The 9,084-nt window shown below is 42.4% G+C and carries 15 protein-coding genes; 1 reads left to right on the top strand and 14 read right to left on the bottom strand.

Going from position 1 to position 9,084, the window contains the following annotated elements; all coding sequences use genetic code 11:
- The first annotated feature begins 261 nt into the window (after nt 1-261).
- Nucleotides 262-1,113: a hypothetical protein gene (locus tag H6F66_RS18385; RefSeq protein WP_190423959.1), complete on the top strand. Its 852-nt coding sequence runs from the start codon at nt 262-264 to the stop codon at nt 1,111-1,113.
- A gap of 363 nt (nt 1,114-1,476) precedes the next feature.
- On the opposite strand, the gene H6F66_RS18380 is transcribed toward H6F66_RS18385, so the two are convergent.
- The 14 genes from H6F66_RS18380 to H6F66_RS18320 form a co-directional block, all read right to left on the bottom strand.
- Complete coding sequence (locus H6F66_RS18380; protein ID WP_190423957.1) at nt 1,477-2,805, bottom strand: hypothetical protein; 1,329 nt, start codon at nt 2,803-2,805, stop codon at nt 1,477-1,479.
- A gap of 101 nt (nt 2,806-2,906) precedes the next feature.
- A complete protein-coding gene (locus H6F66_RS18375; RefSeq protein WP_190423955.1) occupies nt 2,907-3,227 on the bottom strand; it encodes a hypothetical protein in 321 nt (106 codons plus the stop codon).
- 164 nt (nt 3,228-3,391) lie between these two features.
- On the bottom strand, nt 3,392-3,523 hold the full coding sequence (locus H6F66_RS28990) for a hypothetical protein (RefSeq protein WP_277873947.1): 132 nt from the start codon (nt 3,521-3,523) through the stop codon (nt 3,392-3,394).
- Between the two features lie 10 nt (nt 3,524-3,533).
- Complete coding sequence (locus H6F66_RS18370) at nt 3,534-3,740, bottom strand: hypothetical protein (protein WP_190423953.1); 207 nt, start codon at nt 3,738-3,740, stop codon at nt 3,534-3,536.
- Nucleotides 3,730-3,876, bottom strand: coding sequence for a hypothetical protein (locus H6F66_RS18365; protein ID WP_190423951.1), 147 nt, complete (start codon nt 3,874-3,876; stop codon nt 3,730-3,732). The genes H6F66_RS18370 and H6F66_RS18365 overlap by 11 nt, the downstream gene beginning before the upstream one ends.
- 205 nt (nt 3,877-4,081) lie before the next feature.
- Nucleotides 4,082-5,761 carry a hypothetical protein gene (locus tag H6F66_RS18360; protein ID WP_190423950.1) on the bottom strand — a complete coding sequence of 560 codons (1,680 nt, stop codon included), beginning with the start codon at nt 5,759-5,761 and terminating at the stop codon, nt 4,082-4,084.
- A complete protein-coding gene (locus H6F66_RS18355; protein ID WP_190423948.1) occupies nt 5,758-6,159 on the bottom strand; it encodes a hypothetical protein in 402 nt (133 codons plus the stop codon). Before H6F66_RS18355 ends, H6F66_RS18360 begins: the two co-directional genes overlap by 4 nt.
- Before the next feature lie 13 nt (nt 6,160-6,172).
- On the bottom strand, nt 6,173-6,838 hold the full coding sequence (locus tag H6F66_RS18350) for a hypothetical protein (protein WP_190423946.1): 666 nt from the start codon (nt 6,836-6,838) through the stop codon (nt 6,173-6,175).
- A 54-nt stretch (nt 6,839-6,892) separates the two neighbouring features.
- The gene (locus H6F66_RS18345; RefSeq protein ID WP_190423944.1) at nt 6,893-7,066 is read right to left on the bottom strand and encodes a hypothetical protein; all 174 of its coding nucleotides are present in this window, start codon (nt 7,064-7,066) and stop codon (nt 6,893-6,895) included.
- The gene (locus H6F66_RS18340) at nt 7,063-7,347 is read right to left on the bottom strand and encodes a hypothetical protein (protein ID WP_190423942.1); all 285 of its coding nucleotides are present in this window, start codon (nt 7,345-7,347) and stop codon (nt 7,063-7,065) included. Before H6F66_RS18340 ends, H6F66_RS18345 begins: the two co-directional genes overlap by 4 nt.
- Nucleotides 7,344-7,523 (bottom strand): hypothetical protein, encoded by a 180-nt coding sequence (locus H6F66_RS18335; protein ID WP_190423939.1) that lies wholly within the window; start codon nt 7,521-7,523, stop codon nt 7,344-7,346. Before H6F66_RS18335 ends, H6F66_RS18340 begins: the two co-directional genes overlap by 4 nt.
- Entirely contained in the window at nt 7,520-7,759 is a 240-nt protein-coding gene (locus H6F66_RS18330) for a hypothetical protein (RefSeq protein WP_190423937.1), read from the bottom strand. Before H6F66_RS18330 ends, H6F66_RS18335 begins: the two co-directional genes overlap by 4 nt.
- An 84-nt stretch (nt 7,760-7,843) precedes the next feature.
- Complete coding sequence (locus H6F66_RS18325; RefSeq protein WP_190423935.1) at nt 7,844-8,194, bottom strand: hypothetical protein; 351 nt, start codon at nt 8,192-8,194, stop codon at nt 7,844-7,846.
- Between the two features lie 2 nt (nt 8,195-8,196).
- A partial coding sequence (locus tag H6F66_RS18320; RefSeq protein WP_190423933.1) for a hypothetical protein occupies nt 8,197-9,084 on the bottom strand: 888 nt, incomplete at its 5' end.

The following is a 9,084-nucleotide window of genomic DNA, read 5'->3' as shown; positions in this document are numbered from 1 at the left end:
AGCATAATTATCAGGATGAAGGCAGTCCCAAAAGAATGATGTTGCTGAATTTTTACCAGGAAGCGTTCAAGGAGCAAGATGGGTGATTTTAGCGGCTTAATAAGGCGTTTGATAGACGGTTAGAGATATTTTAGTTGAGGTTAGCAATAGGCTTGGGGAAAATGCAAGCTGAAATCTGTTGATTTTGAACAGTTAGAGAATTTTAGAAATCTAACATAGGATTATTCCGGATACCTTTATCTTTTAATGTCAGTCTAAACTATGAATGATAGTTCCGGTGGTGCATCCAATCAGCAGTCATTTTTGACTACTAAAGTTAAAATATTCTCTCTAATAGTCATGCTCATCGGCTTGTTAATATTAATGCCTGAATTTTTCCGCTGCCAATGGGCTGAGTGGCTAAGCCAATGGCACCTAAAATCTTTGCTGCTTTTGGGAGATTTTTATTTATTTTTTGTTTTTCTCTGTCAATGGCCGTCTTGGTGGTCAATTCATTCAGATAACTATTCATCTCGAAAAATTATTTTAGGCATATTGCATTCTGTAGTTTGGGCAGTAGTTTTATGTATTCTTATCTCTCCTCTTATAGGTCTATTTGGGGGTTTTCTTCCAAAAACATATACTTTTTTGAAGTCGGGAGTTGCCTTAATAGGACTCAATTTCTCTTTTTTCAAACAAATCAATGCACGGGAAAGAAAAAAAGCTTTAATTCCTTGGGGAATTAGTTCAGTGATTTGCTTAGCTGTTTTTTTTAGCGAAACTCCTTATATTACACCAATAAGCTTTAATTCAAAATTAGCCGATTTTGAAGCGGTAGTCGCTTTAGTAGATTCAGGAAAATTGGTTCCTGATCCTTCTTATCAGTCTGCTAAGCTTCCCTGCAAATATAGCTATCTTGCAAATGAAGGTAGAAAAGACACCAGGGGAAGCATCAAAATTACTAAAGAAGGGGAGACAACAATCATTAAATTCTGGCAACGGCAGTATGGACTTGATAGGAATGACCTTGTTATTTACAGGTCAGACAATAAAGATATTACTGTCTCTAGTTCATATTCTGATGAAATTGTTAAACTAAAAGACCATTGGTTTTGGAACATCTTAAGACGTTGAAATTACTAAGTTGGCAAGAGATATTTTCGACAGAAACTTAATGAACACAAAAACTGATATTATCCTAAAACTCAGGAAATTTTTACCAGTTATCAGAGATTGCAGCATTATTTAGCAGCGATTATTTTATATGCGATAGAGGCAGCAGGCGGGGTCATTGGAAGAGTTGTGCAAGCTAAAAAGTTAAACTTGATTTTAAATTTATATAGTTGATTTCTGCTAGCTCTATGTTGAAACATCAAAAGCTATAAAAGTCCCAATTGGGACAACATTTTTGAAGGCGATTTTACTTCCCAGAAAAAAGCCCCGTTACATTGCGGGGCTTAATTAAGCTTGGTATATCATCCATCAGCAGATACTCACTCAGCTAGTTCTATCATCTTTACTCAGAGCTTCAGAAATTGAAGTAAGGGCGCTGCAAATTTCTGTCTTCATCGCCTTAGCTTTATTTCTTATGCCCTGAGTATTCTCTTCCAAAGCCGTCAAATCAGTATTGATTTTGGTGATGTAATCCAGAGATGACTGAATCCGAATAATTTGAGATTCTATAGCATTGCAGTCAAGTGTTGAATTAAATGCTTGTTGAGCAGCTAATTGTTGTCGCACAATTAGAAACTGAATCGCTACCGTAAGCAGTTCGTGTGTCGTTGCTACCCATATCCCTTGAGAGCAGAATCCCTCTGCCCATTCTCCAATTTCAGTAGCTAATCCTTGACGGGTGCGGCTCAAAAAGATAGCAGCTTTCGCTTCATACGACCTCATCGCCTTCGCTAATTGTTCAGAAATTAGTTTGCGACCCCATCGGTCAGAAGGTCGGTTACGCACCTCAATTATTATTGATAGTTCTGTGGCTGCTATCGAGTGGGAACTCAGTTTGATGAGAATATCACCCGGCTGATTCTTCTTGGCGACGTAATGCACCTCAGCTCCACACAACTTAGCCCAATCTTGCAGTTCCACAACTACAGCTTCTTCATAGGTAGCTCCTTTAGCAATCGTCTGCTCTAGCACTGATTCCACCAGTTCTTGTTCTCGAAACTCTTGAGCTAATTTTTCGACTTCTAAAGCTAACGGTGCAATAGCCTCTGCTACTACTGCCTTAACAGATGAAGCCAAAGCACCGTTGGGGGTAGTAACGTCTGCTATAGCAACATTAAATGCTCCCTGCACTGAATCTGAACGTTTGTCGTCCAACAAGTCTTGAATCTTTTTCAACACACTACCCAGAACCGAGGATGGCTTAGAGGGGTCAATATCTTTAGCAAGCAAGGTTCTGACTTCTTTCACTTGGTCTGTCAGAACAGTTTGAGTCAGCTTAATGGTGTGCTGCACCGGAGCGAGTAGCTGACCGTCTTTCGTGCCAATCTGATGGACTAATTGTTTCTCAATCGTTTCTGGAATGACTGCAACAGCTTGATGAAACTCAGATAGCAGAGACTCCATCTGCCGTTTCACAAAATCAACGTCGCTACGGGTTTGAGTTCTCTGTAAGCAGAGGAAGCCAATTTCAACCGCACTCAAGCAAGCACGTTCGCGTTCAGATTCGGGAAGAAGTTGTAGGTAGTTCAAGGCATCTGGCAAGAGAACTTCTAAATCGTGAATCAAGATTCGGTCATTAAGTAGCTGAATTTTTTCGATTAATTGAGGAGTGTTTAAACTCTCTGAAGGTTTTTTACCATTCGTGGTTGACATTGATTAATTCTCCATTTATTTAAAGGCTTCAGGGCAACATAATGCTCTTTGATTTCAGATACAAGGGGTTTAAGAAGAACTTGATACTGAATCACGACCAACTACTGTTGTGGGAAGTTAGGCGGAAGTGTAATCTGTCCAGTTTTCACCAATTCAATGAATTGATTCAGCAAGTCAAGTTGCCTGAGCAGATGAGGTAAATTCTGCGGTCTTCGAGTAAAGTTAGTTCCCCAGTTTTTAATTGTCTGTGAACTCAAGCCAGTTGCTTTCACTAGAGAGTTAATGCAACTTTTTCGATAGCCTTTATTCGGGTTTGCTTTTACCCAACGAGTACAGTAATCTATCGGCTCTAGCGGTATTTGGCGAAAAGCTTCTATCCTCTTCTCAAAGTCGGAGCTTTGAGAACGGCTGACAGTGTCCATTTATTTCTAGTTAATAAGGTTGATTGAGTTGTGGCGAACCCTTTAAAATGGGTTGTTAAATTGCATCATCTGCTTATGCCTAAGTGGAACCGTAAAAGGCTGTAGTTTTCATTTATTTAGACACTCGGATTGCGTTTTCGGATACTACTTCTAGTCCTCTTCCGTCAATCTTCCGTCAGACGAATGCCGCAACAGAGTCCAAAACAAAATCCAAGCAGCATACCTTTGTGCAATTCCTTCGGCTGAATTAACAGGACTATGAAACCGAAAGCACAGCCGACAGCGATAGTTCCCATTGCAATATTCTTAATCCGCCTGCGAGTTCTGCGTCTCATTGCTGCCTTCCGCATCTAATACTTGAATTGTTGCTTTGGCTATCTTCCCAACTAATTCGTCTGGCAACTGCTGCAAGATTTCGGTAATTGCTTCTGGGCTAGATTCCCATAATCGATTAGAAAGAGATTCAATTATTAGTTCTCGTCGTGTTGGGCGTTGGATTAAGTTAGTTTGCATCGTTTCCTCCATCCGTCCAGATAATTAACCCTCTCGCGTCGAGTTCATTTAAACTAACAGCGTTAATTTCCTCTACCACTTCATCTGGAAGTAGCTGGATAATTAATTCAATCAATTGAGCCAAAAAATCATTCATATTTATCCTCTGGTTTTAGTTAATTTTTCATTGGTCACAGCAGGTAACACAAAGGTCACGGATTGGTCAGCGACAGGTCACAGGTCACGAGTGTTACCAGAACGTGTGACCGCTGTGACCCCTGCTGTATAAGGCTGTGACCTCATGTGACCGTCTGTGACCGGGTAAGTGATTTGGAGCTTTTTACCCGGTTTCTCGGATTTGGTCACAAGGTCACATCCACCGTAAATCCACCATCCTCGTTTACTTTCGCTAGTCCTTCTGCAACCAGTTCATTAATGAGTAAAAGAACCTCATCCGAAGTATTGGTAAATTTTTGGAGTGCTTTACACATCGACCTAGCGCGGTTAATTTTCACCCATTTCTTACCCGCGAACCAAGTCAATAAAAGCTCTTTGGCTTTAGCGTTGTCGTGAATTATTTCTGTCACTTCGTCAGGTTCTTCTGCTTGTGCTGGAGCGTCAATGTCAAACTCAAGGCTAAAGATGCGATTAAGGTATTCAGGTGTATATCCCTCTAACTTTATCCGTACCGACTGACCGGGCTTGTAGTGCCGTAAATCTGGCAGTAAGGCGACGCGACTAGGCTCTAGGGTTGTGAAGATAATTGGACGCTGATTATCCTTAGAGATTGGTTTGAGTTCTTTAAATGTTGCTAGCAGTGCTGCCCTTTCTTCCTCATCGGCAACCATATCTTTATTACCAATCATGTTATTCAGCACTCCGTAAGACTCATTAATGCTGCCGAACTCATCTACTGAGTAATTCCCTAATCCAACGAGATTAAAGTTTTTACGGCTATTACGGTCTGCCTTCATGCCAATGGCAGCTAAGTTAAAGCTTTGTAAATCCACAACTAAACAGACATTTAGCTCTCTTCCGTTGTAGATAATGTCTGCTAATTTGGTTAAATATTTGGAGCTTTTAACAAGTTCCTCATTCTTTAATTCTTCTAGTGCCTGATTGATACTTAGCCAATCTGCGAGAATTAATCGCACTGGCTGCAAGTCGGTTCTAGCGTTTTCAGGCAACCTGCGGCGTTTGTCGTAGATGCCGTGAATATGGTCAATTCCTTTGAGTGCTGCTGATGGGTCAAGCGCATCAAATAAAATTACTCGCCCTTTTTTATCCAATCCGCAGAATGAATCATTTTTCTGCGCGATTGCCCAAATTTCTGCATTCGGGTAGCGTCCTTGAAGCTTTGTCAAAAGGTATAACTCAGTGACAGACTTACCAGCTCCGGTACTTCCCACAATTAAAGTAGAGCGGCAAGAGCCTACAAGTCCATCCAAGATTGCCATGCCGATTGTTTCGGAATCTTTATTTAAGACGGTGCCAGATAGACCTTCTGAGGTTTGATTACTAGATGCCGGAGAAATATTTACTTGTTGTTCGGCTGGTTTAGCCTCTTCAATTTGGTTACTTGTATCAAGTGAATCATGTCCATCAAATAACGGTTGGTCATAAGGTTCCAGCGTCGCATAACTCAATTCAGCAGCTTGTAACATTGCCTGTTGATTAAAGGCTTCCAAATCTGCCTGTGCCTGAATGCGTAGTTTTTGAAAATTTACTCCTTCCCAAACGCTTTGATATTTATATTTCTTCTCCTCTTGAGCCGCCAAGCTTCTTGCTAAAGTCATTGACACCCAAAATCCAGCTACCGAAATAAATGCGCCGCTCAATTTCCATCCCGCTGCACCTGGTTCTCGCCGCACATTTCTAGCAGAGGAATTTAATTTAATCCAGTCTGGGACTGAGCGTTCGACACATCCGTTAGTAGTGGGTTGACAGTAGATTAGCTTTCCATCGAAATAACCTGCTGTGCCTACTGCTGAACCAATTACTCCCAATCCAAAAGCGCAGAACATTACTATTTTGGAGTTCATTTTCTAACCCTCCAGAGAGTTGCAAGGCACACTAAAAGAGTTGGGAGTGAAACCAGAAGTAACGGATTAAGAACTGCAACGATGGAAACCACTGCATCCCAAAATCCTGCAATTGTTGACGCGGCGATCGCCAATCCAATTACCGCACTTTCACGTCTATCTTTTCCTAATGCCAGCGCAATGTATCCAGCAGTTAAACCTAGCAACATCGCATAAGCTATCAACATCCCAGGCACTAGGCGAGATAGCAGTGCTAGAGCGACACCACCGGAGAAATACAAGCAAAATTCCGATATATTTCCAGCCGCTTTGTAAAACCTGGATGTGCTGGATTCTGACTCGGTATTTTCAAGAAATTCAGCCTCGGATTGAGGCTGATTGTCGTGTGGGTTGAACATTATCTCGCCTTAATTATTTACCTGAGAACCAATCACCTAGCCCTTGCCAAAAGCCTTTTTTACTGGCGCTCTTGGTGCCGTTATTCAGTAAATCTTTCCGCTCCTCAGATTCCTTTCTCACCTGTTCTGCCAGTGCTTCACGCCGCTCCATCTGCGGAATCTTTTCTTGAGTGCGACGTGCGCTAATTTGATGCCGCCGCTGTACTAATTGCAGTGCGGTCTGAAAATCTAGACGCTCCAGGCTGAGTGCGCTACGGCTTTCAGATTCAAGTTTGAGAACTCCATGTCGTGCTTTATCACCCATCAATTTAAGATGGTTCTCATAGCCTTTGCTGACTAGAAAAACATCTAGTATTTTCTGGTCGATTTTCTTGGCTCCTGCTGCCGCTTCTTTCTGCGTGTTGGCTACAAATTCCTCGTACTTGACTTGACCTTGAATCAATGTTGAAAAGTGTTTCTCTAAAATTGGAAGCACTTCAATCAACCTGTCCATCGCCTGCGCTCTATCAGCAAATTCTGCAAGCTCTTGGTCGCTCATCTCAGGGATGCGCTTTAGGTCAATGCCATAGTAGTTTTTAGTTAATCCTGCAATCCGGTCATCAATGGCGTGAACCTTATGTACGCCTGAGTTCTTACCGGAATACTTAACAATCGCACCGCCTCTTTTTCCGAATTCCATATTTTCTCCTTGGTTAAGTAGGTAGCCCTCAAGTAACGGCTGAGGGCAGTGTTCTTATTGATTGAACCCGCGCAATTTATCAATCATTTCGTTTGTGCGCTGTTCTCGCTGTTGGCAGATGCCGAGCGTCTGGTTTAACTTCTGCGCTTGGGTATAAGTGGAGAACAATTGCCAACCCAAAAAGACTGTTAGCAGCGCCATTGGGAGAGTAAAATTATCGTCTTTCACGCTTCTGTCTCCTCATTCATATTCTGAGCTTCTGCTAAAAAGTCTTCGTACCAAGCTCGGTCTTCAATGAGTGCTGAAACGTGATACTCCACTTGTGGAATAACTTCAAATAAATCAGAAAAATCAAGTTCAGGGTCGTCATCATCAAGTGCGATGCTGGCAGCTTTCTGGTTAAATTCTTGCTCCCATTCCGCTTGTGCTTCACGGAGATTTTCTAACTTACTGGGATGGGTGAATGTCGTACCAGATTCAGCAGTTATTTTGTAGGAAAGCCAACTCATTTAATTTCCTCCTGGCACTGCGCGATATGTCTCTTTTCCTGTGGTGTCGGTTCGTAATTTTCAAGTTGCTGTTTGGCTAACGCAACGGAAGCGAGGGCGGCGAATTGGTAATTAGCTCCCTTGGCGACTAGCTGCCTATAAATTTCGTGCTTAAGCTTATGGGTTTCTGGATTCATGAGCTTTTAATCCCCGCACAAGCGTTATAAATGCGGCGAATTATCTCAGCCTGGGGAAGTGTTTGGATGAGCGCGATCGCTTCGTCATTCATCCCTTGCGACCAATATTCAGCCAATTCACAAGCGACTTCTAAACTAATGCCGTGCGGTAGTGTCTGCCCTTCTACGAAACCAACGCCATAAACTCTGTTGTGATCTATGCGGCGTTGGATTGCCGTCTGGATGTCATGTATCATTATTGAATTGCTCCATTACGTGATGTTTTGGGGACAGTGCCAGCGTCGTAGTTTCTCAGGCTCCTGACTGCTGGCACTTTTGATTTATGCCGCCTCATTTTCAAATAAATCGCCAAGTTCAGCATCAAAACTAAAATCATCTGCCTTGCTCTGATTAGAGCCGAGTGCTGGTAATTCACCTCCTTGATTTAGCGGTACAACTTTGTTATTGCCACCGCTAGGAACCAACCCCATCACCCAGCTAAACAACTTTGCAAACGGAACTTGTTTAGCCATTGATTGAGCTATTTTATGCTCGTAAATGATCCGGTTAGTTAAGGTTGTTAAGTCGGTGCTAGTCACTTCTTTTGAAGCCTTGCCGATTACTCTTTCTGATTGCGATTTCAGATATTCCTGAATATCCGTTTCTATCCGTACCCGCAGATTCTCAGCCATAATTATTTACCTCTGTGTAAGCGACCTTCAGACATCCGCTGCAAGCCAATTGCATTAGCCCAGCAACCCTCCGGAACTGCGGTAATCCCTTGCGTAGAAAGCATTTTGGCTACACCTGGTAATTCAGCACCACCACCCCAACAAACAAAGCTTTGAGCTGAATCACGCCACTCCTCCACCTCTTTTAAAGCCAGTCTCAGGCGGTCAGCTAACCACGGCTTGAGATGGCGTAAGTAAATCGGTCGGAAATCAAAAGTTCTTGTACCATACTTGAACTCTCGTGATTCAATCCCTTGGCGGATGGTTTCAACACTTCCGGCTTTACCACTTCCTAAAAATTGGATTAATTCTGAGTCGGATGCGATTGAATCAAGCAAGTCGATACAGCCACCAATCTCTAAAACTTTTCGGTGAATAATTGAACCACCAATACTAAAAACAGTTGGAATAATTGTCGAGGTTCCCAGGTCAATCGCAATCGCACTGGCTGTTTTATCTATGAATGGTTCTGGTGTTGCCGAAACACAATAAGCATAAGAGCCTACACCTTCAGGAACCACCAAACTTACTTTCAGATTTACTCGCGTCTGTATGGCATTATTACCGCCAAAATTAATTACGTGAGAACCTTGCGTTTTAGCGGTTACTGCCTCCTGAAAAACTTCTCTGTTGTGCGTTGACAGAACTAAATGTAAGTTCCATTCGGGTCTGAATGGTAAAGTAGCTAAGCTTCCCAGCAAAATATGCAAGGAATATTCAGCTTTTAACTTCGGATCGTCACTCAGCGTGATATGACTTGTTGGAGCTTTCCACGCCGCTAAACTTCCTACTAAAAAGTCACGCCCAATTAAATCTTCTCTGTCACCACTCACATAGTGAAAAAATCCACC

The organism is Trichocoleus sp. FACHB-6, assembly GCF_014695815.1.
Taxonomy (GTDB): Bacteria; Cyanobacteriota; Cyanobacteriia; order Cyanobacteriales; family FACHB-T130; genus Funiculus; species Funiculus sociatus.
This window is presented reverse-complemented; position numbering and strand designations above follow the sequence as displayed.